Annotated in this window: 26 protein-coding genes; 11 read left to right on the forward strand and 15 right to left on the reverse strand. The window is 58.2% G+C overall.

Going from position 1 to position 26040, the window contains the following annotated elements; all coding sequences use genetic code 11:
- Positions 1 to 131: 131 nt before the first annotated feature.
- Both HU729_RS16850 and HU729_RS16855 read right to left on the reverse strand, forming a co-directional pair.
- Positions 132 to 1019 (reverse strand): lysophospholipid acyltransferase, encoded by an 888-nt coding sequence (locus tag HU729_RS16850; protein ID WP_186670214.1) that lies wholly within the window; start codon positions 1017 to 1019, stop codon positions 132 to 134.
- Positions 1020 to 1060: 41 nt separating this feature from the next.
- Positions 1061 to 1612: a DNA-3-methyladenine glycosylase I gene (locus HU729_RS16855; protein WP_054893031.1), complete on the reverse strand. Its 552-nt coding sequence runs from the start codon at positions 1610 to 1612 to the stop codon at positions 1061 to 1063.
- A gap of 84 nt (positions 1613 to 1696) precedes the next feature.
- On the opposite strand from HU729_RS16855, the gene glyQ reads away from it, so the two are divergent.
- From glyQ to HU729_RS16875, 4 genes are all read left to right on the forward strand, one after another.
- Entirely contained in the window at positions 1697 to 2644 is a 948-nt protein-coding gene (gene glyQ / locus HU729_RS16860; RefSeq protein WP_025337182.1) for a glycine--tRNA ligase subunit alpha, read from the forward strand.
- Entirely contained in the window at positions 2641 to 4695 is a 2055-nt protein-coding gene (gene glyS / locus HU729_RS16865) for a glycine--tRNA ligase subunit beta (RefSeq protein ID WP_186670212.1), read from the forward strand. The genes glyQ and glyS overlap by 4 nt, the downstream gene beginning before the upstream one ends.
- 3 nt (positions 4696 to 4698) lie before the next feature.
- A complete protein-coding gene (gene gmhB / locus HU729_RS16870; RefSeq protein ID WP_186711020.1) occupies positions 4699 to 5226 on the forward strand; it encodes a D-glycero-beta-D-manno-heptose 1,7-bisphosphate 7-phosphatase in 528 nt (175 codons plus the stop codon).
- A 61-nt stretch (positions 5227 to 5287) separates the two neighbouring features.
- Positions 5288 to 6058 (forward strand): lysophospholipid acyltransferase family protein, encoded by a 771-nt coding sequence (locus HU729_RS16875; protein ID WP_186670208.1) that lies wholly within the window; start codon positions 5288 to 5290, stop codon positions 6056 to 6058.
- Positions 6059 to 6261: 203 nt separating this feature from the next.
- On the opposite strand, the gene HU729_RS16880 is transcribed toward HU729_RS16875, so the two are convergent.
- Both HU729_RS16880 and HU729_RS16885 read right to left on the reverse strand, forming a co-directional pair.
- On the reverse strand, positions 6262 to 7881 hold the full coding sequence (locus HU729_RS16880) for an MFS transporter (RefSeq protein WP_186670206.1): 1620 nt from the start codon (positions 7879 to 7881) through the stop codon (positions 6262 to 6264).
- A gap of 96 nt (positions 7882 to 7977) precedes the next feature.
- Positions 7978 to 9627, reverse strand: a complete 1650-nt coding sequence (locus tag HU729_RS16885; protein ID WP_186711021.1) for a GMC family oxidoreductase N-terminal domain-containing protein — start codon at positions 9625 to 9627, stop codon at positions 7978 to 7980.
- A 147-nt stretch (positions 9628 to 9774) separates the two neighbouring features.
- Here HU729_RS16885 and HU729_RS16890 point away from each other — a divergent pair, with 147 nt between their 5' ends.
- Complete coding sequence (locus tag HU729_RS16890; RefSeq protein WP_186670202.1) at positions 9775 to 10662, forward strand: LysR family transcriptional regulator; 888 nt, start codon at positions 9775 to 9777, stop codon at positions 10660 to 10662.
- On the opposite strand, the gene HU729_RS16895 is transcribed toward HU729_RS16890, so the two are convergent.
- From HU729_RS16895 to HU729_RS16905, 3 genes are read right to left on the reverse strand one after another with little or no spacing between them, the layout of a single operon-like run.
- Positions 10651 to 11469, reverse strand: a complete 819-nt coding sequence (locus HU729_RS16895) for a sulfite exporter TauE/SafE family protein (RefSeq protein WP_186670200.1) — start codon at positions 11467 to 11469, stop codon at positions 10651 to 10653. The two genes, HU729_RS16890 and HU729_RS16895, sit on opposite strands and share 12 nt — an antisense overlap.
- Positions 11466 to 12746, reverse strand: a complete 1281-nt coding sequence (locus HU729_RS16900) for an FAD/NAD(P)-binding oxidoreductase (RefSeq protein WP_186711022.1) — start codon at positions 12744 to 12746, stop codon at positions 11466 to 11468. Before HU729_RS16900 ends, HU729_RS16895 begins: the two co-directional genes overlap by 4 nt.
- Before the next feature lie 39 nt (positions 12747 to 12785).
- Positions 12786 to 13670, reverse strand: coding sequence for an MBL fold metallo-hydrolase (locus tag HU729_RS16905; protein ID WP_186670196.1), 885 nt, complete (start codon positions 13668 to 13670; stop codon positions 12786 to 12788).
- Positions 13671 to 13895: 225 nt separating this feature from the next.
- Between HU729_RS16905 and HU729_RS16910 the strand changes: the two genes are divergently transcribed.
- Entirely contained in the window at positions 13896 to 15200 is a 1305-nt protein-coding gene (locus HU729_RS16910) for a sigma 54-interacting transcriptional regulator (protein WP_186711023.1), read from the forward strand.
- Between the two features lie 243 nt (positions 15201 to 15443).
- Here the strand turns inward: HU729_RS16910 and HU729_RS16915 are convergent, their stop codons facing one another.
- From HU729_RS16915 to HU729_RS16935, 5 genes are all read right to left on the reverse strand, one after another.
- Positions 15444 to 16055 (reverse strand): serine/threonine protein phosphatase, encoded by a 612-nt coding sequence (locus HU729_RS16915; protein WP_346655306.1) that lies wholly within the window; start codon positions 16053 to 16055, stop codon positions 15444 to 15446.
- Positions 16056 to 16111: 56 nt separating this feature from the next.
- Entirely contained in the window at positions 16112 to 16813 is a 702-nt protein-coding gene (locus HU729_RS16920) for a hypothetical protein (protein ID WP_186711025.1), read from the reverse strand.
- A gap of 1 nt (position 16814) precedes the next feature.
- Positions 16815 to 17582 carry a MarR family transcriptional regulator gene (locus HU729_RS16925; protein WP_186711026.1) on the reverse strand — a complete coding sequence of 256 codons (768 nt, stop codon included), beginning with the start codon at positions 17580 to 17582 and terminating at the stop codon, positions 16815 to 16817.
- A 466-nt stretch (positions 17583 to 18048) separates the two neighbouring features.
- A complete protein-coding gene (locus HU729_RS16930; protein WP_186711027.1) occupies positions 18049 to 18693 on the reverse strand; it encodes a hypothetical protein in 645 nt (214 codons plus the stop codon).
- Positions 18694 to 19129: 436 nt separating this feature from the next.
- Positions 19130 to 20572: a hypothetical protein gene (locus tag HU729_RS16935; protein ID WP_186711028.1), complete on the reverse strand. Its 1443-nt coding sequence runs from the start codon at positions 20570 to 20572 to the stop codon at positions 19130 to 19132.
- Position 20573: 1 nt separating this feature from the next.
- Between HU729_RS16935 and HU729_RS25970 the strand changes: the two genes are divergently transcribed.
- On the forward strand, positions 20574 to 20699 hold the full coding sequence (locus HU729_RS25970; protein ID WP_272996650.1) for a hypothetical protein: 126 nt from the start codon (positions 20574 to 20576) through the stop codon (positions 20697 to 20699).
- Positions 20700 to 20859: 160 nt separating this feature from the next.
- Here HU729_RS25970 and HU729_RS16940 read toward each other — a convergent pair whose 3' ends face one another.
- Positions 20860 to 21066: a hypothetical protein gene (locus HU729_RS16940; RefSeq protein WP_186711029.1), complete on the reverse strand. Its 207-nt coding sequence runs from the start codon at positions 21064 to 21066 to the stop codon at positions 20860 to 20862.
- A 477-nt stretch (positions 21067 to 21543) separates the two neighbouring features.
- Here HU729_RS16940 and HU729_RS16945 point away from each other — a divergent pair, with 477 nt between their 5' ends.
- On the forward strand, positions 21544 to 21885 hold the full coding sequence (locus HU729_RS16945) for a hypothetical protein (protein WP_186711030.1): 342 nt from the start codon (positions 21544 to 21546) through the stop codon (positions 21883 to 21885).
- Between the two features lie 55 nt (positions 21886 to 21940).
- Here HU729_RS16945 and HU729_RS16950 read toward each other — a convergent pair whose 3' ends face one another.
- Positions 21941 to 22858: a hypothetical protein gene (locus HU729_RS16950; protein WP_186711031.1), complete on the reverse strand. Its 918-nt coding sequence runs from the start codon at positions 22856 to 22858 to the stop codon at positions 21941 to 21943.
- A 239-nt stretch (positions 22859 to 23097) separates the two neighbouring features.
- Here HU729_RS16950 and HU729_RS16955 point away from each other — a divergent pair, with 239 nt between their 5' ends.
- From HU729_RS16955 to HU729_RS16965, 3 genes are read left to right on the forward strand one after another with little or no spacing between them, the layout of a single operon-like run.
- A complete protein-coding gene (locus tag HU729_RS16955; protein WP_186711032.1) occupies positions 23098 to 23931 on the forward strand; it encodes a TIGR04255 family protein in 834 nt (277 codons plus the stop codon).
- A gap of 3 nt (positions 23932 to 23934) precedes the next feature.
- Positions 23935 to 24615, forward strand: coding sequence for a Cro/Cl family transcriptional regulator (locus HU729_RS16960; protein WP_186711033.1), 681 nt, complete (start codon positions 23935 to 23937; stop codon positions 24613 to 24615).
- Between the two features lie 11 nt (positions 24616 to 24626).
- Positions 24627 to 25490: a hypothetical protein gene (locus HU729_RS16965; RefSeq protein ID WP_186711034.1), complete on the forward strand. Its 864-nt coding sequence runs from the start codon at positions 24627 to 24629 to the stop codon at positions 25488 to 25490.
- 269 nt (positions 25491 to 25759) lie between these two features.
- On the opposite strand, the gene HU729_RS25880 is transcribed toward HU729_RS16965, so the two are convergent.
- On the reverse strand, positions 25760 to 26040 hold a 281-nt coding region (locus HU729_RS25880), incomplete at its 5' end, for a hypothetical protein (RefSeq protein ID WP_238348389.1).

Here is a 26040-nt window from a genome sequence, read left to right on the forward strand (position 1 = left end):
GTCCCGCGATCGGGCGCGAAGCGGCCGCAAACTCGGCAACCGAGATTTTCCTGATAGATCTCGGCGTCTGGTTTTACGGCCGCTTCGCGCCCGATCGCGGGACAAGGCCGCTCCTACAGAGTGTGGATAACTCAGTACCAGCGCGGCTCGCCGGCCGGACGCTTCTTGAAGCGCTTCATGCTCCACATGTACTGACTCGGGTACTCGCGCACATAGCGCTCGACCACCTTGCTCATGGCTGCCGCAGCCACCGCCACATCCTCGCTGTACATCGCTTCGGGCGCCGCTTCGAGGAACACCTTGAACCCGGACCCGTCCGGCAGGCGCAGGGCATGCAGGAACACCCCAACCGCCTTGCCGCCAGCCAGCATGTTCGGCACGAACTTGCTGGTCAGTGCCTGGGTGCCGAGGAAAGGCACGAATACCCCCGCCGACTCGGCCGGCTCAGGATCGGCAGGAATGCCCACCTGCCCGCCGCGACGCACTTCCTTGATCACGCTGAGAATGCCTTCCTTGGTCGAAGGCGCCACGCGGTTGCCCATCTGCACCCGCTGCTCGCGCAGCAGGTCATCCACCGCCTTCAGCTTGGGCGGACGGTAGAAGATGATCGGCTTGCACTGGTTGCAATAGAAGTGGTTCAGCACCTCCCAGTTGCCCAGGTGGCTGGTGATGCCGACCACCCCTTTGCCAGAGGCCAGGGCTTGCTCGAGCACTTCCAGGCCGTGCACTTCCTTGACCAGCTCCAGCGACTGCTGAGGCGGGCGGATCCAGGCCCAGGCGCTTTCGACGAAGGACTTGCCGATATCCTTCAGCGCACGCCCCACCAACTGCTCACGCTCGGCAGGGTTCATCTCGGGGAAGCACTTGGCGAGGTTGATCCGCACTACGTTGCGCGAACCGTTGGGGATTTTCCACATCAGCCAGCCGATACCGGCACCGACGCGCTGCACCGCGCCCCAGGGCAGTTTGGCGAACAGGCGCAGCACCCCGACCATCAGGGCGCCCTTGAACTTTTCCACAGGCCAATTCCTTATTTCTGCAAGGCGCGCATTGTAACGCCTCAGCGCACCAGCGCGGCGTAGCGATCGCAATCGGTGGTGTGGTCCATGACCATGCCGGTGGCCTGCATGAAGGCGTAGCAAATGGTCGGACCGACGAAGGTGAAGCCCTTTTTCTGCAGGGCTTTGCTCATCGCCTTGGCTTCGTCGGTGATCGCCGGGATGTCGGCGCGCCCCTGGTAATGGTTGATCTTCGGCTCGCCGCCAACGAACGACCACAGCCACTCGCCGGGGTTTTCCAGCGCCAGCCAGGCCCGCGCATTGCGGCGCACGGCATTGAGCTTGAGGCGGTTGCGGATGATGCCTGGATCGAGCATCAGCTCTTCTATCCGCTCGTCGCTCATCTCGGCCAGTTGCACTGGGTCGAAGCCTTGCAGCACCTGGCGATAGCGCTCGCGTTTCTTCAGCACGGTGATCCACGAAAGGCCCGCCTGGAACCCTTCGAGCAAAAGCATCTCGAAGAGCAACGCCGGGTCGCGCTGCGGGGTTCCCCATTCCTGGTCATGGTAGGCCTGGTACAAGGGATCGTCGGTACACCAAAAGCAGCGTGGCATAAGGCTCCAATTACGTAGAGGGCGAGGCGAATCGGGTTATACTCCCGCTCTTTACATCCGCATCCCCAGATACAGGTGAATTTCGTGAGCCAGCCTACGCCAGCCGTGCGTACCTTCCAAGACCTGATCCTCGCCCTGCAGAACTACTGGGCCGAGCAAGGTTGTGTGGTACTTCAGCCCTACGATATGGAAGTAGGCGCCGGCACTTTCCACACCGCCACCTTCCTGCGCGCCGTCGGCCCGGAGACCTGGAACGCTGCCTACGTGCAGCCTAGCCGTCGCCCCGCCGACGGACGGTATGGCGAAAACCCCAACCGCCTGCAGCACTACTACCAGTTCCAGGTGGTACTCAAGCCGAACCCGGCCAACTTCCAGGAGCTGTACCTGGGCTCGCTGAAGGCCATCGGCCTGGACCCGCTGGTCCACGACATCCGCTTCGTCGAAGACAACTGGGAATCGCCGACCCTGGGTGCCTGGGGCCTGGGTTGGGAAATCTGGCTGAACGGCATGGAAGTGACCCAGTTCACCTACTTCCAGCAGGTCGGTGGCATCGAGTGCTATCCGGTCACCGGCGAGATCACCTATGGCCTGGAGCGTCTGGCCATGTACATCCAGGGTGTCGATTCGGTGTACGACCTGGTCTGGGCCGACGGCCCGTTCGGCAAGGTCACCTATGGCGATGTGTTCCACCAGAACGAAGTGGAGCAATCGACCTACAACTTCGAGCACGCCAACGTCGAGAAACTGTTCGAGCTGTTCGACTTCTACGAAAGCGAAGCCAACCGCCTGATCAAGCTGGACCTGCCGCTGCCGACCTACGAAATGGTCCTGAAGGCTTCGCACACCTTCAACCTGCTCGACGCCCGCCGCGCCATCTCGGTGACCGAGCGCCAGCGCTACATCCTGCGCGTGCGCACCCTGGCCCGCGACGTGGCGCAAAGCTATCTGCAAGCCCGCGCACGCCTGGGCTTCCCGATGGCCACCCCCGAACTGCGTGATGAAGTACTGGCCAAGCTGGAGGCTGCACAATGAGTGCGCAAGATTTCCTGGTTGAACTGGGCACCGAAGAGCTGCCCCCAAAAGCCCTGGCCTCGCTGGGCGACGCATTCCTGGCCGGTATCGAGAAAGGCCTGCAGGCCGCCGGCCTGAACTACGCCGGCAAGTCGGTCTATGCCGCGCCACGCCGCCTGGCCGTATTGATCCGCCAACTGGACGTACAGCAACCTGATCGCAGCATCAATATCGACGGCCCGCCCCGCCAGGCCGCCTTCGATGCCGACGGCAATCCGACCCAGGCCGCCCTCGGCTTCGCCAAGAAGTGCGGCGTCGAGCTGTCCGAGATCGACCAGAGCGGTGCCAAGCTGCGCTTCTCCCAGCATATCCCGGGCAAAGCCACTGCCAGCCTGCTGCCAACCATCGTCGAAGACTCGCTCAACGACCTGCCGATCCCCAAGCGCATGCGCTGGGCGGCCAGCCGTGAAGAGTTCGTGCGCCCCACTCAGTGGCTGGTGATGCTGCTGGGCGACCAAGTCGTCGACTGCACCATCCTCTCGCAGAAAGCCGGTCGCGAATCGCGCGGGCACCGCTTCCACCACCCGGAAAACGTGCTGATCACCACCCCGGCCAACTACGTCGAGGACCTGCGCAAGGCCCACGTACTGGCCGACTTCGCCGAGCGCCGCGAGCTGATCGCCAAGCGCACCGCAGAGCTGGCCCTGCAGCAGGAAGGCAGCGCCATCGTACCGCCGGCGCTGCTGGACGAAGTGACTGCGCTGGTCGAATGGCCGGTGCCGCTGGTGTGCTCGTTCGAGGAGCGCTTCCTGGAAGTGCCGCAGGAAGCCCTGATCACCACCATGCAGGACAACCAGAAGTACTTCTGCCTGCTCGACAGCGAAGGCAAGTTGCTGCCGCGCTTCATCACCGTGGCCAACGTCGAGAGCCTCGATCCGAAGCAAATCGTCGAGGGTAACGAGAAGGTCGTGCGTCCGCGCCTGACCGACGCCGAGTTCTTCTTCAAGCAAGACAAGAAGCAGCCTCTGGAAACCTTCAACGAACGCCTGAAGAACGTGGTGTTCCAGGCCCAGCTGGGTACGGTGTTCGACAAGGCCGAGCGTGTCTCCAGGCTGGCCGCCTACATCGCCCCGTTCATCGGCGGCAGTGCAGCCAACGCCGGCCGCGCCGGCCTGCTGTCCAAGTGCGATTTGGCCACCGAAATGGTCGGCGAATTCCCTGAAATGCAGGGCATCGCAGGCTACTACTACGCCGTCAACGATGGCGAGCCACAAGATGTCGCCCTGGCACTGAACGAGCAGTACATGCCGCGCGGTGCTGGCGCTGAGTTGCCGGAAACTCTCACCGGCGCCGCCGTGGCCATCGCCGACAAGCTCGACACCCTGGTCGGCATCTTCGGCATCGGCATGCTGCCAACCGGCAGCAAGGATCCCTACGCCCTGCGTCGCGCCGCCCTCGGCGTGCTGCGCATCCTGATCGAGAAGCAGCTGGACCTGGACCTGACCGCTGCGGTCGAGTTCGCGGTCAAGCAGTACGGCGCCAAGGTCAAGGCTGCAGGCCTGGCTGACCAGGTGCTGGAGTTCATCTTCGATCGCCTGCGTGCACGCTACGAAGACGAAGGCGTCGATGTGGCCACCTACCTGTCGGTACGTGCCCTGAAGCCGGCTTCGGCCCTGGATTTCGATCAGCGCGTGCAGGCCGTGCAGGCCTTCCGCAAGCTGCCGGAAGCCGAGGCCCTGGCCGCGGTGAACAAGCGCGTTTCGAACCTGCTGAGCAAGGCCGAAGGCGCCATCGCCGACCAGGTCGAGCCGAAGTACTTCGACAACGCCAACGAGTTCTCCCTGTACTCGGCGATCCAGCAGGCCGACCAGGCTGTGCAGCCAATGGCTGCCGCACGCCAGTACAGCGAATCGCTGGCACGCCTGGCTGCGCTGCGCGATCCGGTCGATGCGTTCTTCGAGGCGGTCATGGTCAACGCCGAAGACGCCAAGGTACGCGCCAACCGTTATGCCCTGCTCAGCCGCCTGCGCGGTCTGTTCCTGGGCGTGGCCGACATCTCGCTGCTGGGGTAAGCCTTGAAACTGCTGATTCTCGATCGAGACGGGGTGATCAATCACGACTCCGACGCCTACATCAAGTCGCTGGAGGAGTGGATCCCCATTCCCGGCTCGATCGAGGCCATTGCGCAGTTGAGCAAGGCGGGCTGGACGGTGGCAGTGGCCACCAACCAGTCCGGCATTGCCCGTGGCTACTACCCGCTGTCCACGCTGGAGACCATGCACGCGCGTCTGCGCGAGCTGGTCGCCGAGCAGGGCGGCGAGGTCGGGCATATCGTCTATTGCCCGCATGGCCCGGACGAAGGCTGCGAGTGCCGCAAGCCCAAGCCCGGAATGCTGCGGGCGATTGCCGAGTATTACCAAGTCGACCTGCGCGGTGTATGGTTCGTCGGCGATAGCACAGGTGACCTGGAGGCCGCCCTGGCCGTCGGAGCACAACCGGTGCTGGTGAAAACCGGCAAAGGGGAGAAGACCCTGAAAAAGGGCATCCCTGAAAACACATTGATTTTCGACGATCTGGCAGCCATCGCCAGAGAACTTATTTAAAGAGTGCGCCTGTTCGGCGCACTTCCTCAGGCGGGCGAGCCCCGCAACGGTACATGCCACTATGTCGATCCTGCAGGCGATCAGAATCTTTCTTTTTTACCTGCTGTTGGGCACCAGTTCGCTGCTGTGGTGCTCGCTGAGCTTCTTCATCGCGCCCTTCCTGTCGTTTCCGCGGCGCTATCGCTTCATCAACGTCTACTGGTGCCGCTGTGCGGTGTTCCTGACACGGGTGATCCTGGGTATCGACTACAAGATCATCGGCGCCGAGAACGTGCCCAAAGAGCCCTGCGTGATTCTGTCCAACCACCAGAGCACCTGGGAAACCTTCTTCCTCTCGGCATACTTCTCGCCCCTGAGCCAGGTGCTCAAGCGTGAGCTGTTGTACGTGCCGTTCTTCGGCTGGGCAATGGCGATGCTGCGGCCGATCGCCATCGACCGCAACAACCCCAAGGAAGCCCTGCGCCATGTGGCGAGCAAGGGCGACGAACTGCTCAAGCAGGGCGTCTGGGTGCTGATTTTCCCCGAGGGTACGCGCGTGCCCTATGGTCAAGTCGGCAAGTTCTCCCGCGGTGGCACCGCCCTGGCGGTGAACGCCGGCCTGCCGGTGCTGCCGATCGCGCACAACGCTGGCAAGTTCTGGCCAAAGACTGGCTGGGGCAAGCGCTCTGGCACCATCGAGGTGGTGATTGGCGAGCCGATGTACGCCAACGGCACCGGGCCACGTGCCATCGCCGAGCTCAACGATCGTGCCCAGGCGTGGAACGAGGCGACACAGCGGGCCATGGGGTCGCTGCCGCCGGCAGAAGAAAACGTCACCGAATCAATCGCCTGACGATCTGTGGATAACGTGTTAGCAATTTTTGGATTAATGCTTTCGGATCGTATCTAAGTAGTTGAATTAGCTATTTATTTCTCTGTATGACGTTTTTTCGAGAATCGTGCATAAGTTTTTTCGAGGCATAAAAAAACCGGCTTTTACGCCGGTTTTTTCATGCCTGGGCAACGCAGGTGTCTGCGTCGCGGGTTAACCCGCTCCTACACCTTGTCGATGTCCACATCCTTGGTCTCTTTCAGGCAGAAGATTCCCACCACCAGGCTGATCCCGGTGATCAATACCGGGTACCACAACCCATAGAAGATATCCCCGGTATACACCACCAGCGCGAACGATACCGTCGGCAGGAAGCCACCAAACCAGCCGTTGCCGATGTGATAGGGCAGCGACATCGAGGTGTAGCGGATACGTGTGGGGAACAGCTCGACCATCACCGCTGCCAGTGGCCCGTAGGTCATGGTCGCGATCAGGATCATCGCCACGATCAGCACCACCACCATCACCTGGTTCACATGGGCAGGGTCGGCCTTGGCCGGATAGCCCGCCTGCTCGATAGCCGTGCGCATCGCTACTTCATCGAAACCGTTGATGGTCTTGTCACCGATGCTCACCGAAACGTCGCTGCCCGTCGCCGCAACCGAGCTGTAAGGCAGGCCCTGCTTGACCAGGAAGGTCTTGACCTTGTCACAAGGGCTGTCGAAGCGTGCCTTGCCCACCGGGTCGAACTGGAAGGTGCAGCCTTGCGGGTCGGCACTGACCACGATCGGCGACTGCCGGCTGGCGGCGTCGATCTGCGGATTGGCGTAGTGGCTGAGCGCCTTGAACATCGGGAAGTAGCACAGGGTCGCCAGCAGCAGGCCAATCATCAGGATCGGTTTGCGCCCCACGCGATCCGACAGCCAACCAAAGAACACGAAGAACGGCGCACCTATCACCACGCTGATGATCAGCAGGGTATTGGCCTGGGCCGGGTCCATCTTGAGCATCTGGGTCATGAAGAACAGCACGTAGAACTGCGCGGTGTAGAAGGTCACGGCCTGGCCGGCGTTGATGCTGAACAGGGCGGTGAGCACCACCTTGAGGTTGGGCCAGGAGGTGAACGACTCGCGGATCGGCGACTTGCTGATCTTGCCCTGGGCCTTCATTTTCACGAAGGCTGGCGACTCGTGCATGCTCATGCGAATCCAGGTGGAGATGCCCAACAGCACGATCGACAGCAGGAACGGCAGGCGCCAGCCCCAGGTCTCGAACTGGTCGCCACTGATGTACCGGCTGCCCAGCACCACGATCAGCGACAGTAGCAGACCGAGGGTGGCAGTGGACTGGATGAAGCCGGTGTGGAACCCGCGCTTGCCGGGCGGGGCATGCTCGGCCACGTAGGTGGCCGCCCCACCGTATTCGCCGCCCAAGGCCAGGCCCTGGAGCATGCGCAGGATCACCAGGATGATCGGTGCGGCGATGCCGATGCTGGCGTAGGTGGGCAACAGGCCGACCGCGAAGGTCGACAGGCCCATCAGCACGATGGTCACCAGGAAGGTGTACTTGCGCCCGATCATGTCGCCCAGGCGTCCGAATACCAATGCACCGAAAGGCCGCACGAGGAAGCCTGCGGCAAAGGCCATCAAGGCGAAGATGAAAGCGGTGGTGTCGTTGACGCCGGCAAAGAACTGCTTGCTGATCACCGCTGCCAGCGCGCCATAGAGAAAGAAGTCATACCACTCGAACACCGTCCCGAGGGATGACGCGAAAATGATCTTGCGTTCCTCACGTCGGCTGCCGCTGGTGGCCGCCGCGCCCTGCTCTTGAATGTAATCCGACATCGTTGCTGTCCTCGGCCCGCAGGCCACAGTGATTATTTTTCTTGTTCCACTGTCGGCAGCCATCGACCGCAAGCTGCCGGTGTTGCACGCACCCGGTCAGGGCGTCGGTATCGCGCTGGTATCGCTGAGGTTGCTGTGGCTTGGGGCCCCCTTGAGAATCAGTTGTGCCGCCTTCTCGGCGATCATCAATGTCGGTGAACAGGTATTGCCGGAGACGATCTGCGGCATGATCGAGGCATCGGCGATGCGCAGGCCAGGTATGCCATGGACGCGCAGCTGGTTATCCACAACGTCCAGCGGCCCATTGCCCATACGGCAGGTGCCGACCGGATGGAAGATGGTGGTGCCGATCTTGCCGGCGGCCTCGTGCAGTTGCTCCTCGGTTTGCAGCGCGGGGCCTGGCAGATACTCCTTGGGATCGAACGCAGCCAGGGCAGGGGCCTGGACGATGCGCCGGGTGATGCGGATAGCGTCAGCGGCGACCTGCAGGTCCTGTGGGTCGCTGAGGTAGTTGGGGTCGATCAGCGGCGCTGCGTTCATGTCTGCCGAGCGGATGTCGATGCGTCCACGGCTGGCCGGGCGCAGGTTGCACACCGAAGCCGTGAAGGCAGGGAAGCGGTGCAACGGTTCGCCGAAACGCTCGAGCGACAGCGGCTGCACGTGATACTGCAGGTTGGCGGTGGCCTGCTCCGGGCTCGAGCGCACGAATGCGCCCAACTGGCTCGGCGCCATGGCCAGCGGCCCGCTGCGGTCGTAGAGGTAGCGCAGGCCCATGCCCAGCTTGCCCCACAGGCTGTTGGCCATCTGGTTGAGCGTGCGGGTGTTCTGGATCTGGTAGATCAGGCGCAGTTGCAGGTGGTCCTGCAGATTGCCGCCCACGCCCGGTAATTCGTGACGCACCGTTATCCCCAGGTCTTCGAGCAGCTTGCGCGGCCCAATGCCTGAACGCTGCAGGATGCCAGGCGAACCGACGGAGCCTGCGCACAGGACGATCTCGCGGCGGGCACGAAACTCATGCCAGGCCCCTTGCCAGCGCGCCTTCACCGCAGTGGCACGGGCGTTGTCCAGCACGACCTGATCAACCTGCACATCGGTGAGCACGGTAAGGTTCGGGCGGGACTGGACGGGCCGCAAGAAGGCCTTCGAGGCATTCCAGCGCACACCGCTGCGCTGGTTGACCTGAAAGTATCCACAGCCCTGGTTGTCGCCGGTGTTGAAGTCTCCGACCTTGCCGATACCGCTCTGCTCGGCGGCATCGCGGAACGCATCGAGGATCGGCCAGCTGTAGCGTTGCTGCTCTACCCGCCACTCACCATCGGCGCCATGGCTTTGGCTGGCGCCAGCGAAGTGGTTTTCACTGGCCTTGAACAACGGCAGTACATCGTTCCAGCTCCAGCCGTCGTTGCCTTGTTCGGCCCAGCGGTCGTAGTCTGCGGCCTGGCCGCGCATGTAGATCATGCCGTTGATGGAGGAACAGCCGCCCAGCACCTTGCCCCGCGGATAGCCGAGGCTGCGACCGTCCAGCCCAGGCTGGGCTTCGGTCTTGAAGCACCAGTCGGTGCGGGGGTTGCCGATGCAGTAGAGGTAACCGACGGGGACGTGAATCCACGGGTAGTTGTCGCGCCCGCCCGCCTCGAGCAGCAGGACGCGGCAGGCAGGGTCTGCGGACAATCGATTGGCCAGCAGGCATCCGGCGGGACCGGCCCCTACGACCACGTAGTCGAAGACAGAATCGGCTGATGGCATGTGCAACCTCGCGCCTGATTATTATTCTTGTCCCCACCCATCTTATTGATTAATTTCGCCGAGGAAACACGAGATTTTGCGCAGCCGTTGTGCGTTTTTTCACAACGGCTCCTGCACGGGCCGGAAAGGATATTCACAGGGATCAGCATGTTCGACTGGAACGATCTGCGGTTTTTCCTCGAGTTGCAGCGCAGCGGCCGTCTGCTCACGGCGGCCAAGCGCCTCAACACCACACACAGCACCGTCGCCCGCCATATCGAGAATATCGAGAAGAACCTGGGCACCGCGCTGTTCGTCCAGCATGCCCAGGGGTACGAGCTGACACCTTCGGGCCAGGCGCTGCTCAAGCACGCCGAAGCCATGGAGAACGTCGCCCTGCTGGCGCAGGAGGAAATCACCCAGGCCATCACGCCATTGGGCAAGATCCGCCTGGGGGTCACCGAAGGCATCGGCATCATGTTCTTCACCCCGCGCCTGGGGGCCCTGTTCGAGCGCTACCCCGGGCTTGAAGTCGAACTGGTCGCGGTGCCGCGCTTCGTCAGCATCCTCAACCGCGAAGCCGAAATCAGCATTCACCTGGAACGCCCCAATGCCGACCTGCTGATCACCCGCAAACTCACCGACTACCGCCTGGCCCTCTACGCCAGCCAGGACTATCTCGACCGCGCACCGCCGCTGCGCAACCGCGACGATCTGGCCCGGCACAGTTGGATCGGCTACGTGGACGACCTGATCTTCAGCCAGGAGCTGTTGTTCCTCAACAGCTTCTGCCGCGCGCCGAACGTGATATTCCGCAGCACCAGCGTGATCGCCCAGCAGCAGGCCGCACGCGCGGGCCTGGGCATCGCCGTGTTGCCCAACTACATGGGCCGCCACGACCCGAGCCTGGTGCGCGTGCTGCCCAGCGAAACCATCCAGCGCAGCTACTGGATCTGTACGCGTCGCGAGCTGCACAAGTCAGTACGCCTGCGGGTGGTCTGGGACTACCTGCTCAAGCTCTGCGCCGAGCAGCAGCACGAGTTGCTAGCCGAGTAGCGCCTTGCCTGCCAGCGAGACCGCAGCCCCGATTCCCACCACCACGAACAGTTGCTGCAGGCGTGGCCCGGCCAGCTTGGCGGCCAGCGGGCGGGCCACCAGCAAGCCCAGCACCGCACCAAAGGCAAAGGGCGCGCCAACCTGCCAGTGCATGACCCCACCAAGGCTCGCACTCACCACGCTGCCAGTGGAAACCAGTGCGATCACCGCCAGGGACGTGGCGACGATGCTTTTCATGTCCAGGTTGGTATAGCGGTTCAAGGCCGGGATGATGACGAAGCCGCCGCCGACACCCAAAAGGCCGGATAGCAGCCCGGACAACATGCCGGTGAACGCCAGCGCGCGGGCGCAGGGGAGGGTCCAGCGCAGACGTCCCTGCAAGGGATTGAGCACGCAGGGCATGATCTGCCGCTCACCGCATGGCGATTCGCCGCGTAGCTCGCGAGCTGCCTTGCGCCAGATGCGCAGGCAGGCATACACCAGCACGCAGGCGAAGACCAACGCCAGCGGTGTGTTCGGTAAACGGTGCGCCAGCATCAGACCGAAAGGTGCGCAGACGATACCGATTGCCGCAATGAACAATGCTGCGCGATAACGCACCAGCCCTTGCCGCAGGCCGAGCCCGGCGCCCACGGCAGCGGCCAGGCCGACCGCCAGCAACCCAATCGGCGCCGCCTCGACCATCGACAGCCCCAGGCCGAAAACCAGCAACGGCACCGCGAGGATCCCGCCTCCAGCCCCGGTCAGCGCCAGCACCGCACCAATGATCGCGCCCAGTCCGGCGCCAAGAAGCTGATGCTCGATCACTTCGACGCCTCGACGGCCATAGGCTGCGGCCGCGCCAGCCACTCCCGCCCCTTGAGCATCGCCTGCCAGTAAAGCGGCGGCAGTACCCGTGCCTTGAGCAACCAGGCCAGCCGCGTAGGCTTGCGTCCATCGAGCAACCAACGCGGAAAACTTGGTGCCAGCTTGCCGCCATAGGTGAACTCGGCCAGCACGATCTTGCCGCGCTCCACGGTCAGCGGGCAGGAGCCGTAGCCGTCGTAGGCGACCTGTGTCGGCAAGCGCCCGAGCGCCACCAGCACATTGTTGGCCACAACCGGTGCCTGCTTGCGTGCGGCCGCTGCGGTCTTGGCATTGCTGGTGTTGATCACGTCACCCAGGGCATGGACGTTGGCGAACTGACGGTGGCGCAAGCTGTGCGGATCGACATCCACCCATCCGCAAGCATCAGCCAATGGGCTTTGCCGGATGAAGTCCGGGGCAACCTGGGGCGGCACCACGTGCAGCATGTCGAACACTTCGGTACGTGTTTCGTTGCTACCGTCGGCGAGGGTTCGTACGAAGGTCGCCCGTTGATTCGGGCCATCGACCGCCACCAGGCGCTGGCTGTAGTTGAGGTCGACACCGTACTTGTCGATGTAGCTCATCAGTGCCGGCACGTAGTCGGCAACACCGAACAGCACGGCACCGGCGTTGAAGAACGCGGGCTTTATCGCGCCCAGCCGGCCTTCATGCAGCCAGTGATCGCAGGACAGGTACAAGGCTTTCTGTGGGGCGCCGGCACATTTGATCGGCATCGGCGGTTGGCTGAACAGCGCGCGGCCCTGCTTGAGCGTCTGTACCAGCTTCCAGGTGTAGGGTGCCAGGTCGTAGCGGTAGTTGGAGGTCACGCCGTTGCGCCCAAGCGTATCTTCCAAGCCATCGATGGCTGCCCAGTCCAGCTTGAGGCCGGGGCAGACCACCAACTGCTCGTAGCTGATGGCGCGCCCGTCTTCGAGCATGACCAATTGGGCATGAGGCTCGAAACTCGTCACCCGTGCCTGAATCCAGCGCGCGCCGCTTGGCAGGGTCGCGGCTGTGGATCGCGCAGTTGAGGAGGCGCTAAACACCCCGGCGCCGACCATGGTCCAGCCGGGCTGGTAGTAATGAACGTCCGACGGATCGATCAGGGCGATGTCCAGCGACGGATCACGTTTGATCAGGCTGGATGCCGTGGCGATGCCAGCGGCACCGGCGCCCACGATCAACACCTTGTGGTGTTCGGTACTGGGCGCAACGGCAGGGGACTGCAAGGCAGGCATGGTGTTTCCTTTGAATACTTATCAGGTGTGCTGAGCCGCTCAAATCGCGTTCAGCGGGATCTTCAGGTAGCGCACGCCATTGTCTTCCGGCTCGGGCAACTGCCCGCTGCGCATGTTGACTTGCACCGAAGGCAGGATCAGCACCGGCATGTCGAGGGTCTTGTCACGGGCTTCGCGCATCTCGACAAAGCTGTCCTCGCTGACACCCTGGTGAATATGGATGTTGCTGGCGCGCTGCTCGGCCACCGTGGTCACGTAGCGCAACTCACGGCCACCGGGCAGATAGTCATGGCACATGAACAGCCGGGTCTGGTCAGGGAAGGCCAGCAGGCGACGGATCGAGCGATACAGCGTGCGAGCGCTGGCGCCGGGGAAATCGCAACGGGCGGTGCCGTAGTCAGGCATGAACAACGTGTCGCCGACAAACACGGCAATCTCGCCCGCATCCTCGATCATGTAGCTCATGCACGCGGGGGTATGCCCTGGCGTGTGCAGCGCGCGGGCATGCAGGTTGCCGATACGGAAACCTTCCTCGTCCACGAACAGCACATCGAACTGACTACCATCCCGGGCAAAACCAGGCTCGGCGTTGAACAGCGAACCGAAGGTTTTCTGCACCTGGGTGATGTGGGCGCCAATGGCAATCTGGCCGCCCAGCCGTTGCTTGAGGTAGGCCGCTGCCGAGAGGTGGTCCGCATGCACGTGGGTTTCAAGAATCCACTGCACCTTGGCGCCCAATGCCTCGACCTGCGCGATCAGCCGGTCGGCAGAGGCGTGGCTGGTACGGCCTGACTTCGGATCGTAATCCAGCACGCTGTCGATCAATGCGCAGTGCTTTGTTTCGCGGTCCATGAGCAGGTAGCTGATGGTCGAGGTCGCCGGGTCGAACAGGGCTTCCACATGAAGGTTGTTGCCAATGATCATCACAGTCTCCAAAGCGCTGCCGCACCTGAATAGAGGCGGCGGCAGGAACAGACGCTTTATCAAGATGCATGCCAGGTCATTTCCGGCGGATATGTCCTGCATTTGCAGGTGTTGTATCAACACGATAGTTAAAGACTGCCAAGAAGACTGGCAGTCATCTGTCAGCTGCTGGCAGTGATTGGCAGTCCTTGTTAACCTCGCCAGGTAGTTTTTGCCGGTGCCCCCATGTCCGAGCTTCCTGCTGCAAACCATCCTGCCATCCTCGCGCTGGTGTCCTACCTCGAACACGATGTGTTGCCCGCCATCGTGCTCGATACCGACTACAACATTCTTGCGGCCAACGCGGCGTATCGACGCCAGTTCGCCACGCAGGATCGCGCCCCTCTGGGAGAAAAGTGTCACAGGGTTTCGCACCACTACGCCGTGCCCTGCGATCAGGCTGGGGAGCACTGTCCGCTGCGCAAGGCATGGGACAGCAAGATGCCAGAGCGCGTGTTGCACATTCATCACACCCCGCGCGGGCCGGAACATGTGGACGTCGAACTGCGGCCGATCCTCGACGAGCAGGGCAGGGTGGTGGCATTCGTCGAACGGCTGACCAGCATCACCCTGGCGTCCGCACAACCGCAGCAGCAGGGGCTGGTCGGACAGTCACCGGCGTTCAAGTCGGCACTCGCCAGCCTGCGACGGGCTGCTCCGGCTCAGATTCCGGTGTTGCTCCAAGGTGAGTCTGGAACAGGCAAGGAGCTGTTCGCCCGCGCCCTGCACCTGGGTAGCCCCCGGGCCAACGGCCCGCTGGTGGTGGTCGATTGCACCGGCCTCACCGAATCACTGTTCGAGAGTGAGCTGTTTGGTTACGAGAAAGGCGCGTTCACAGGCGCGACACAACGCAAGATCGGCTTGGCCGAGGCGGCGCATGGCGGCACCCTGTTCCTGGACGAGATCGGTGAAGTGCCGCTGGCCATGCAGGTCAAACTGCTGCGCCTGATCGAGACCGGCAGTTTTCGCCCGGTGGGCAGCCTGCGCACCGTGCACTCGGATTTCCGCCTGGTGTCGGCGACACACAAGCCGCTCAAGGCGATGGTCGCGCAGGGCGCCTTCCGTGAAGACCTGTATTACCGCATCAGTGGATTTCCGATTCGTCTGCCGGCGCTGCGTGAGCGTGTCGAAGATTTGCCGCTACTGATTGAAAGCCTGCTGCAACGTATCGCGGGCAAAGGCGCACCTCGAATCAGCCATGACGCACTCGAGCGTCTCAACCTGCATCCGTTTCCGGGAAATATTCGTGAGCTGCGGAACATGCTGGAGAGGGCCTGGCTGTTTGCCGATGATGGTTTGATTCGCAGTGAACATCTGGTCGAAGACACCGATCTGGACTCACCGGCGAGACGTCAATCACGCGAGCAGCATGAACTGAAGGCGCTCGCTCAAGCACTGGACAGCTTCCAGGGATCGCGACGCGAGCTGGCCAAGCAGCTGGGGATGAGTGAACGCACCTTGTACAGAAGGCTCAAGGACCTCGAATCCTGACGCCCGTTGAACAGTGTTTCACGTGGAACATTCGTTTTTCGTGCCCCAGAAAACGAAAAAGCCAAGGTCTAGACCTTGGCTTTTCGTAGCTGAAGCTCGTAATGTAGGGTCACAAAAAAGTTGACTCGGCAGGCTTAGTAAAAACGGCAACGAAATCGTCTTTTCTGTGATTCCCTTCACTAGGTGTCACAGAAAAGATGAGAAAGGCCTATCCGATTCACTCAGTAGCTGGCTCGGCCGACCTCAAATCCTCACATCAATCCATGTGACATCATCACTCACGACAGGAAAATCTCCAGTGGGCTCATTGATCGCAGCAGCTTGCTGCGATTCAGTGAGCTCAGCCCAGAACCCATCAGTCGCGAAGACAAAACGAGTTCCCGCCGGTGCCGACTGGAGCAGAAAATCTGGATTCGGAGCGCGTGTTGCCTTGAGACTACGGGTAACCAGATTCCGTGCAGGATCCAACGCTAATTCGCGGTGCGATCTGTCCCGCTTCCAGTTTGCTTTGCAGTGTGGTGGAGTGAACCATTCGATTCTGCCATCGTTTCCAGCCATCCCGCAGGCGCAATCACCTTCATAAGCAACGGTGAGTTGGCCCTGCGATGCAACACCGATCAGGTAGCTGGTGGTGCCATTCTGTTCCGTGAACAGCTGACGATGCAGATCCACCAAAATACTGTTGAGCAATTGTTGAACCTGTTCTGGGCTGGAGTCATCTGCGCCCTGAGCAATATGGCTCAGATAGGCCTTGATCATACCTTGAGCCAAGCCTTGGGCAAGCTGACCGCTACCTGGTTTCGAGGTGCCATCCATAATGACAAAGAGGCCTCGTGCTCCATGGATCTCGGCCACTGCAAAATCGTGGTTCGCTGCTCGCTCATGTCCTTTTACGGACCTCGTTTGATACCTCATGCGAGCGCGCTCAGGTCTTTCATGCGCTGAAGAATGAGCTTGGCACGCCCAGGGTTAGCTCGAACAGAGCCTGAGCTCTCAATGGCATAATCGATGCCACTAAGCTCTGCCAGAGCGCCAACACCTTCGGCAATGTATTGCCTGAGCTCCTCGCTGGCTTCACTGACCTCCGCCAATAGCTCCGGACGTCCGTCAAGTAGGATGATGATATCTTCGACATCCTTATGGTACGGATCGCCGTTACCTCGACCACTGAAGGCTTCGAGCTTCGTTGCCAAGAAGAATGCTGGCTTGAAGATTCGGATTACCCGACCGCTAGGTAGCTCGAACGGTACCGCCTGAGCGAGTCCCTCCACGTACCAGCGGTTAGCGTAGCCCAGAATAGATGCATCGCTTGGCATCACATCGACGATGACATCATTGAACCTGAACCGGCAGTTCACATCATCTTCCCCAGTGATCTTGAAGCCTTTCGCTGCAAGACGCACTGTAAGCTTTTCCCAAGCAGAAATTCCTGCTAGCTCGATCACTAGGTCGACATCGTCGGTGAATCGGATGTCGTCCAGCACTGCGCTATCGGTGACCAACATAGCGGTTGTACATCCACCGACAAAGGCGCACTCAGCCAAAAACTCGTCGCCCAAACCATCAGCCACAAACGAGATAAGCTCGTAATTGTGGTCCGCATTCGATGCCATATTACTTCAACCCCATCCCTGCCTTCAGTATGTTGACAGCCACGCCACACTCCCTCGGGCCGCCAACGCGGATCGCGTCTACAAGCGCGAGGTAATGATAAAGGGTCCTATCTTTTTTTACCGCCTCGGGCACTGTCTTGTAGAGGGGCTCGATTGACTGGCCTCGCTCGCTGCCTAGCGGGTCGGGCCATACAGGTATCAGTCCGCCTGCACTCTTTAGGCTTCTCGAAAGGGCTGGGGCAGCAAACCCGGTGGGGATGCCACGGACGATTGCCCCAGGCTTTACTGGAAAAAAGTATTTCAGAGCGCTCTCCGTGACCTTCAGCAGTTCGCGTCGATTCACCTTTGGAAGGCCGGTGTCATAATCGCTGGTAAGAAGGCCTGCATTTCGACAACGCGCCATGGCGTTGGAGACTTCGCTTTTACTGAGGCCGAGTGACGCAGAAAGCGCCCGCAAGGAGTAGTTTTCGTTCCAACTCGCTACAGGGGTCGACGGCACTACATCAGACCAGCCCTCCCATCGGTCTGAGTCCCCCATAGGTGAATCGAGTTCTTGTGGCCGAAATACAGTGTCCTCGTCATTCAATGGCAGCTGAGAAAGCACCCAACCTATTGGGCCGCCGACCGCCATCAATCCACGAGGCTCTGGGTTCAGCATGTTTTTCAGCTGCTCAGAGGTAGACTCGGTCTCCATACGGCCAAACAGATTTTCCTCTTGAGCATGCAGGCTAGTCATTTTGAAAAGCAACAAAATGTCTTGACTCTTCATAAGTGACCCTTCTCAAATCGTCCACATTCCATGAACTGTGGACAATATTTTCTTGACCATCAACCAATAGTCAAGAAAAATCTTAATTCAAGGAGCGTAAATCGGCATGCTCGGACAGACCGAGTGCTTTCTCCAGATCTCCTTATGCCCATCAGGAAGCCGAAAAATATTGACTAATGGAAATCAATGGAAATTACTTCGTCCACATTCCATGAATTGTGGACGATTCACTTCCGTGAGATCACTCGCTGTCAACAAAATTTTACGATTAATGCGACTGTTGGAGCTAGTGAGAATAGGGCCAGGGCCCTTGCGTGAGCCCTGCCTACTAGCTGCACCCCCGCGATGCCAGTCACGCCGTATTTAGCCGCTGCTCACCACTGATGTGGACCTAGTCAGATGCTTTAGAGAACAACGAATACGACAAACCCCGGCCATCCATCCGGGCTTTGTCTATCTTCGGAGGTTACATGATTTCAACCGACGCGCAGGTGTTCACCAGCTTTTCGAAGGCCACCGGGTCATTGTGCAGCGCCTTGTAACCGTCGTAGCGGTAGTAAAATGACCCCTTGCTGAACAGCGCGAAACGAACCGAGCGTGTTGCGCGGCGCACAACCCGCGCTGTCGCAGGGAATGGCTTACCTCGGTATTCACGAAGGTAACCAGCATCGCAGGGCGCGTAGACGCCATCAGAGAGCTCGTAGCACTGCTCAATACCAACCTCATTGGTCACCTCGCCAGTGGGGCAGCCAGCGGCTTCACCTTCGACCTCAAGGACGAAGTTCGCCTCATGGTTTTGTGCACCTGGATTTAGCATGACAAGGCGGATGGGTTTGAGGATAAAGGCATATTGATCAAGCGGCTCATTCTCGTCCGTCCATTCAATGTAACCTTCGCTCGTCGACCGGCAATCTATCAGATCAAGACCACCATCCCCAGGCTGGAAAAAATAAGCATCTTCACCTGACATTACTTTCAAAACGCGTCCGATACAACCAGGATCAGTCCACTCGGCACGAACAGGCACGTCATGCCCGAACAGGTTAGTGAGCTTCGCCTCCCATAGATCAATAAGCTTTCTTTGGCTTTCGTCGACATTCGATTTAGTCATTAAAAGAGATCCTCCATTCGATGGGCTTCCCAGAGCCGAGTCAGCCCAGACCCCTAGGCTGGCGCTCAGGTACTGGGCACTAAGATAATACAGGCCGCAGGAGATACATTGTGCGGGCAAAATAGTGCAGCGCACACCTAAAAAGGATTGGGCTATTTCAGCAGTGTGCCATGAAGATCTGGAGTTTTGCAGCCGTTAGTCAGTGTGCCGCCCCCTCATCGATTGCTGCCTTACCTGGCCTAAATAACACCAACGTGTAAACACAATTTTTAAACTGTAAACTATTATGGTTAACAGGTTAAAAAAGTAGTTAATAAGGCCATAATAAATGGACTACCAAGCTTTTATATAGAGGCCTGGTCGCTTTTTTATGTCGGCTTTGAACGTTAACTCCCTATGGGATGAAAGCGTCCGGTTTCGTCCGAACGCTAAGCACTCAGTTCAGCGTCAAGCAAAAGCTCCCGCTAGGGGGGCCATAGGGCGGGCTTACATTACTAGCAAGGGCAAACCAACGGTTTCGTCGCTCTCCATGACCACACGAGCATTTAAGCCTGACGTCTGTTCTGGAAATTTTCCAACCTAACGCTGTCGCTTCGGCGATGGTATCGGCAGACGGTATTTGGGAGTAGCACCCGTCATGTGTTGAGAAAACTATGTAGCGATAGCTGCCAGCGTCAGCATCCGGAGCAGGAGTCGAATTCCGTGTCACTCGACCGCCGTGATGGGGCGCCACAATTCCCCCTAACTGTTGCTTGAACCGTGCGGATATCGATGTGTAATCCGCATCACCACAAAGCAGCACGCGTCGGAAATAATAACTTTGAGCGTTTTCCACAAGCATACCCAGAGCTTCATTATTACGCAGGTACTTCGCATCGTGCGAACCAGGGGCCGGGTTACAAGCAAACAACGTACAAGCCCCCCATTTAACCTGCGCCCTGGCAGAAGGCCAGAATTTCAATGCACTGCTGCCATCTTGTAGCACCTGATTTTGCAAGGCGTACATTAAATGGGCATGACTGATGCCAAGCTTCATTCCAGCCGAAGGCCGGCGCATCACCCATGGACGCTGCAGCACGCGGTCTCGGTAAGTCACGTGAGTCGTCCAATATCCGTTTTTATGTTTTATTGGTCGACCGGATTCGTATGCGTAACCCCAGTGATCCCAATCCAGATGCGAAAGGAAAACGGGAGCAGGATGGTCGGGATCGTCTCCGACCAATGGGTCGAAGTTTATGCACTTGGGTAACGACCGTCGATAGAATCCGATAGGCCACCCAAAGTCAAAGAATGATTTCGGTCTCTGACCATGATCGACGATGGCACACATATTGGCTTGACCGACATCATAAACCGCGACGAACAAATCCCCCTTTGGTTGAACGCCTAGGTATTCAAACGCAGCACTTTGATGATGCCTACACTCGATTACTCGCTTCAGAGCCCGCAGATCTTTGGCATCAGGCACAACTGCGTTAACTCTTACATAGAGGATAGTAGGGGCTGACTCCTGCGCTTCATTAGAAAACTCAAGCGCGGTAGCCTCGTAGAATCCCTCTTCCGCTCCAGAAATATCCGAAACGGTGATTGAGCAGTAACCGTCAACTCTCATCACCTGCTCGTAAACGGATATAGGAACTACTGCCTCCATCAAAAGGAAGCTCAGAGCATTGTCAAAATTTTTGACGATCTCCTGAGAATTAGACCTGCGCAAAAAAGGAAGAATTTTCCTGGGTATAGCGTCAAAAGTCACAGTGCATAAACCGCTCTGTGTCAGATCAGGATCTTCGTAGCGTGCATCGATGGCGCTCAAGTATTCGACGTTGCCGATGGGCTTTGAAAACTCGCTTCGCTTATTCAGAATTTTAGATTTGGTCACGATGAGCGATCTGCTGCTTGAGGAGAATCCAAAATTACCACTGTACTGCCATCATGAAAACCGTGATGCAGGCATCAACGACGGAACTCGTGATGGCTCCGGATCGAATGGCGTAAACGAAAACTGACGATCCTAGCGGTAAGCCTTTCCATTCTGGACACGCATCCTTCGCCCATAAATGCGCGAACACGTCCGCTCAATATCGGCGAAAGCCATCGCCCCCCCAATGAGGATTTTTTCGGGGTTGCTATCCGATTTCCCAGTAAGCAGATGATTCTCACGAGCGATCAGTGACGAGGCTGCTTGTTGCCCATCATGCTTTCCAAATGATACCCGCTGGCAGCAGATGTCAAAAACTCAGCCTCCCGGCGCAGCGCGCCCAAACGCTCTGCTGAGACCTTGCCTTGAGCCTCTGCGTAACGTCTCTGCGCTGCCGTGGCTGCTTCCCACAATTCAAGCTGTTTCTGAATTGTCGCTGGATCCATCTTGTTCATCGGTAAGGCATCCGCTTCCAGATTCGATTGAACATAATAGAACGACTGACAAATCACGGTGCTTTTACCAACGCTGATTAGAGGCCCGATCGGTCGTGGTATCATTATCAGTAGGAGTAGGGCGATTTGGATCGTCGTAGCAGACCAAGACGACTGCTTGCTTTTCGGAGATATTTTTTGCGTTAGTAGGCACGTAAATTTCTCTTTGCAGATTGCATGGCAAGTTCTGTTGAGGCTATGACAAAGCGATGCTTTGCATAGAATATTTACAGTTTGGAAATCCGAGGCTTTTAGCCTGCCATTAAGCCCTCTGCGGTGCCGTTTTCCGACACCCAAAAGATAGGATGAGAAACGAGAAAATAGGGCCACTCAATTAGCCGAAGCAGTTGACGGATAGGTCAACAATTTTTGGCTGAAGTTTTGACGTCAAGCTGCTGTCGTGTATGGTTATAAACATTCAATTGATGCGAGCTTAAAATGAGAAAACCGCTGTTGGTTACCATCGCTGCCGTCACGCTGACGGGTTGTGGATTCAACCTAGCCAATGGGGCCGAAAAAGCACTACGGGATTTGAGGGAATTCCAAATGCTCAATGCTAATGAGAAGATGGATCTGGACCACGTCCGGGAGAGCTCAAATGGTCGCTTCAGATGTGGTACGGTTAAGACGGCATACAGCCCCTTGCAACGCTTCACCATCAATGGGAAATACATCCATCTGAGTGAAATGGAACCGAAGTCTCCATTCGGAGATGTTCAACCTTGGTACGACCAAGCCTGCGATCAGCCTGTGATAGAAGACCAATCGTTTAAATACTAGACCAGCCACCTGGATCTAGTGAGTAGGAAGGGGGGTAACCCCCCTTCAGCCGACGCTAGCCTAGGGATATGCCAAATACAGCGAAAGCGGCGGCCACCGCTTGGTACGCTGCAGACGCCGAGCCCAGCGTTTGGACTGTTGTAGCCAAACCGGAACACATCAGTTTCAGAACGTCCTTGCTAGGGCTTTCGCTATCGATCTCCCGAACCGTTCTGTCAATGATTTCTTTCGTACTCTTACGCTTTGACTCCTCAAGTTCGGACGTAGCGAGTTCTTGCGCAAGCAATTGAAGCGCTGCCTTTAGGTCTGCATAAGGGGTTGTGCCAACTGCCTGTTGCACCTTGGCAACAGAGTTCGCACCTGTCTGTACAGCACCGACTTGATCGTTGAAGGTAAACGTGTTGTTCGTTACAGAAGGGGGTTGTGGTTTAGCTCTCATGTCTCTCCATTCGTCAAAATTTATGCCCTGATTAAAACGAAGCATCCCGTTAGGAAGCTTCTCATACCGAAGGTAACGTTTTTCAGACAGATTATTTACAACAGCCACGAACACGTTCCAGTGCTGATTCAAAGACAGACCTAGGCGATGCTGGAGCGCTGCTTGAAGATCGGGGTACATCAGCCATTTAAGCTCATTCAACTCATTGAGCTTCTTGAAAAGAACAGTTTCGAGATCACCGTGCGTTAAAGCTTCGCTGTCGAGCACAGTCACAGTTAGCCCACTAGCATCCATCGCGGCTTGAAGACGACCTTTTTGCGCTAGTTCTACCCAGTTCATCGCGATCTCAAGCTGATAGTCATGCGCATCCTTTGGTCCAGTGAGGTAACGCCGCTGCTCGGTGAAAATCTTATCTTGCCAGGCCAGCCCATTTGCCACGCCAGGAAAAAGCCTCACCAGTTCGCCGATGGCGGCTCGTAGCCTGTCGCTTTCACGGTTCATAGCATCCAACGCATTCTGCATATCCTGGAACATTCGCCCCTCCTTGCCGCCCATCTCCTGCCTTCCAGCTCCTGTAATGCAAGAAAACGACGAACGGTTCGTTCTTAAGCTGGCGCGGCCAGCACCCGATTTCAGTGGGCATTAACCCGATTCAGGTTCCTGGCTCAGTGCTCTGAGGAACCTTTTTAGGGATGATGCACGACACCACTCGTTTGCTAGTGTGTAAACCTAGCTGTAAACTGTCAATCAAAGTGTCAAGCTGAGTAATCGAAATGGGAACGAAATACGCAAACGCCCCGGTCTACTTCACCATCGGCCAGGTGCGTCACAACACCCTGCTGTCGCTGAAGACCTACCTTCCGGCGATCCAGGAGCGCATGCGAAAGGCGGGTTATCCTGACTTCAACAGCGCCCAGCAGATGCAGTTCTCTTTTGGCGCAGTTACTGGCGGCGATGACACGCAACCTTTCAAGCCGGGCATTCAGCAGATCGAAAGCTATACGTTCTCCAATCTTGAAGGCACCCAAGGCTTCCTGCTGGAGCCGAGTGCACTTTCGTTCCGCTGCACCGAATACGAGACATTTCCGGAATTCTATGCAGAGCTGGAACGTGGCCTGAAGATCTTGGAGGAAGCGGTCGATGGCCTGGCTTATTTTGAGCGCTTAGGCCTGAGATACCTTGATGCGGTTGTACCTGCAGAAGGGGAAACCTTGCAGCAGTATCTTGCTCGTGAGGTGTGGGGCACTCCTGCCTCACTCGACCTGGGACAGGTATACCAGTTCGAAGGACAGCCACTGACGTATAACCACTCGTTTGCCGAGTCGTCGGCCACCATTCCTAACATTGGCCAGGTGGTGTCGCGGGTGATCGTCCAGAACAGCGAGCTCCGCTTCCCACCAGATCTATTGCCCGCCCCGCTCAAGATTGGTCATCGCTTCAGCGAGCTCAATGGACAACATGCAACCGTCGACGTCGACGCCAGTTTTTCTGAGCGCCGAAAATACGATTCGGCTGAAATTAGAGATAGGTTCCAACACCTTCACGACGTCGTTAAATTGTTCTTTAACGCGACCGTGACGGACCACGCACGGACAGCATGGAGTTAACCTATGAACACGATGTATGCACCATCCCCAAGCCCGGGGCTGGTAGACCGATCCTTCAATGTCGCGAGTCGGCATCTCGAAGCTGAACGCGAGAAAGCCAAGAGCTCCACAGGGAGCACTGCGCTAGCTTGGGGCTATGGACTGACCGTCGCCTTCGCTCTGTGCATTGGCACCTTGGCACCGCAACCTCAGCCTCGTGAGAGCCGGGAAAACAGGGAATACAGAGCATCAATCCAAGGTAACGCCAAGCTTGAATCCGCAGTTGCTCCGAGGACAGCTGCAGAAGCGTTGTCTTATGTGCGCACCACTTTGAAACCAGCGGTGACTGAATTGGCATCGATCTTCGGAGTTTCGAGGCAGGCTATCTACAACTGGCAAGCCGGCGAGCACATCTCAGAGGGCAACGAAGCTCTGCTCTACGAACTGGCCGCGGCCGCCGATCGTATCGTGGCCCACCCGCTCGCAGGGCAAGTGAACGCCAAGCGGAAGCTCCCAGGCGGTAGTTCGCTATTTGAAGCCGTTGCCGGCGGCATGTCAGGTGTAGAGGCTGCTGGAAAACTCATCGCCATGGCTGAAAAGGAAGGCGCACAGCGCGCAGCCATGGATTCGAGACTGAAGAACCGAAATCGGGCCGCCGTAGACCTCGCGTCGGTCGGCTCGCCGCATTTGAAAGACAGAGCATGAGGTAGCAGTTGATGGTGAGCTGGAGTCGATCTACCCCGTGGCGACAAGGATACATTGTCGATAGCCAAACACTCGCCCAGCTCGGCATCATCATCGACGGCGATGGCCAGGAAAAAGTCATCGCCGTTGTTGCTACACACGACTGTGACCTTGCACAGGAAGCTGCAGGCGAGCCGGAAGTGGAACTGATCGTAGGCAGAATCCTGGCTGAGAAGCTTGATGGCAATTACACACACTGTAAAACCGCCAGGCGGCTGCACCTGGAGCTCACTGGAACAGATCAGCACCTCCTCTGTGAGTTCGATGCGAGCAAACGGGTTCGAGTCCCCAAGGAGCACCAAGAGCCGTCCAAAGCTTTTATCTCCTATGAGCCGGCTCGTACCTTTTTGATGAACGGACAGGAGAGAAGCATCTTCCAGCGCTGGCTGGCTGCAAGGTATCGCCGCTCTTCATTTCCAGATGAATTTGATCGCCGCCTGAGAGACACCAAGGTAGCTGAGCGCCTCGCCAAACTCTTCAAAGACTCCGGCAACCACATCCCGGCCGTATTCTTCGACGTTGATCAAGGTATGGAGAGGACCAGAGACGGATCAGATGATCTCTACGAGCTCTCGATCCTGGTTCTCTACAAGACTGACGAAGACCCTGAGATTGCTGAAGAGGCAGCTCAAGCTGCAGTAAAAGCTATCGAGGAGCTTTTCCAGAACCGGTGCAGAACCGGGGAAGACAAGAGTTGGAAGTGGATTGAGCTCATTGAAATCGATGTGATTTCAGATGAAGCGCTGACATACAGTCAATCGCTCAATCTGACACGCTGGCAGGCTGACTATGTGAGCCTGAGAAGCGACCCGGAACAGCCAATTCTTGACGATTGAGCTACAGCTCCTGATTTTTTCGGCCAAGAGACTGAAAATCAAAGGAAAAAATAGGGGGAGGGGTTGACACCAGAATGATATGACGAGATACTTATAATTGCCGATAGTTATTTCTGTCGACAAAAAAGCCCACCAATGTTTGCAGCATTGGCAGGCCCTTTGAACCGTGCACTGGATGTTTTTGCAGAACTCCAAAGCACAATTAGAAAACAAACCCGGAGGTCAGGTTTCCACACTCGGAAAGAGATTCTACGTACATCTTTATCTCTTTACAACACCTGCTTGACTAGCGGCATTTGCAGATGCCGCAGGTATCTCCGGGTTCTCTCATTAGGAGATCCCGTATGACCATGATTTGCAGACCCTTCATTACCCTCCGCAACGGCAAACGCCTCTTTGCACACGAGGTTGGTAAAACCGCGTTCTGCTTTGAGGTAGATGAAGTTCGGAAGGCTAAGCCGCCTGAAGGGGCCGGTGAGCAAGGTACGCTCGACCTTGGGGATGATGACGTACCTTCCAAGCCTCACTGATGTAACAAGAAGCCCCCCCC

The sequence above is a fragment of the Pseudomonas sp. RW10S2 genome (genome assembly GCF_014268985.1).
In the GTDB taxonomy this organism is placed as follows: Bacteria; Pseudomonadota; Gammaproteobacteria; order Pseudomonadales; family Pseudomonadaceae; genus Aquipseudomonas; species Aquipseudomonas wayambapalatensis.

What these genes read in the sequence shown, in the direction of transcription:
- HU729_RS16890 (WP_186670202.1), top strand. Translation starts at nt 9,775, where the DNA reads ATGTTCGACTGGAACGATCTGCGGTTTTTCCTCGAGTTGCAGCGCAGC.
- HU729_RS16875 (WP_186670208.1), top strand. Translation starts at nt 5,288, where the DNA reads ATGTCGATCCTGCAGGCGATCAGAATCTTTCTTTTTTACCTGCTGTTG.
- HU729_RS16880 (WP_186670206.1), bottom strand. Translation starts at nt 7,881, where the DNA reads ATGTCGGATTACATTCAAGAGCAGGGCGCGGCGGCCACCAGCGGCAGC.
- HU729_RS16910 (WP_186711023.1), top strand. Translation starts at nt 13,896, where the DNA reads ATGTCCGAGCTTCCTGCTGCAAACCATCCTGCCATCCTCGCGCTGGTG.
- HU729_RS16920 (WP_186711025.1), bottom strand. Translation starts at nt 16,813, where the DNA reads ATGGCATCGAATGCGGACCACAATTACGAGCTTATCTCGTTTGTGGCT.
- HU729_RS16900 (WP_186711022.1), bottom strand. Translation starts at nt 12,746, where the DNA reads ATGCCTGCCTTGCAGTCCCCTGCCGTTGCGCCCAGTACCGAACACCAC.
- HU729_RS16905 (WP_186670196.1), bottom strand. Translation starts at nt 13,670, where the DNA reads ATGATCATTGGCAACAACCTTCATGTGGAAGCCCTGTTCGACCCGGCG.
- HU729_RS16945 (WP_186711030.1), top strand. Translation starts at nt 21,544, where the DNA reads ATGAGAAAACCGCTGTTGGTTACCATCGCTGCCGTCACGCTGACGGGT.
- HU729_RS16885 (WP_186711021.1), bottom strand. Translation starts at nt 9,627, where the DNA reads ATGCCATCAGCCGATTCTGTCTTCGACTACGTGGTCGTAGGGGCCGGT.
- HU729_RS16925 (WP_186711026.1), bottom strand. Translation starts at nt 17,582, where the DNA reads ATGAAGAGTCAAGACATTTTGTTGCTTTTCAAAATGACTAGCCTGCAT.
- HU729_RS25970 (WP_272996650.1), top strand. Translation starts at nt 20,574, where the DNA reads ATGAGCGATCTGCTGCTTGAGGAGAATCCAAAATTACCACTGTACTGC.
- HU729_RS16940 (WP_186711029.1), bottom strand. Translation starts at nt 21,066, where the DNA reads ATGAACAAGATGGATCCAGCGACAATTCAGAAACAGCTTGAATTGTGG.
- HU729_RS16855 (WP_054893031.1), bottom strand. Translation starts at nt 1,612, where the DNA reads ATGCCACGCTGCTTTTGGTGTACCGACGATCCCTTGTACCAGGCCTAC.
- HU729_RS16930 (WP_186711027.1), bottom strand. Translation starts at nt 18,693, where the DNA reads ATGACTAAATCGAATGTCGACGAAAGCCAAAGAAAGCTTATTGATCTA.
- HU729_RS16955 (WP_186711032.1), top strand. Translation starts at nt 23,098, where the DNA reads ATGGGAACGAAATACGCAAACGCCCCGGTCTACTTCACCATCGGCCAG.
- HU729_RS16965 (WP_186711034.1), top strand. Translation starts at nt 24,627, where the DNA reads ATGGTGAGCTGGAGTCGATCTACCCCGTGGCGACAAGGATACATTGTC.
- HU729_RS16960 (WP_186711033.1), top strand. Translation starts at nt 23,935, where the DNA reads ATGAACACGATGTATGCACCATCCCCAAGCCCGGGGCTGGTAGACCGA.
- HU729_RS16950 (WP_186711031.1), bottom strand. Translation starts at nt 22,858, where the DNA reads ATGTTCCAGGATATGCAGAATGCGTTGGATGCTATGAACCGTGAAAGC.
- glyS (WP_186670212.1), top strand. Translation starts at nt 2,641, where the DNA reads ATGAGTGCGCAAGATTTCCTGGTTGAACTGGGCACCGAAGAGCTGCCC.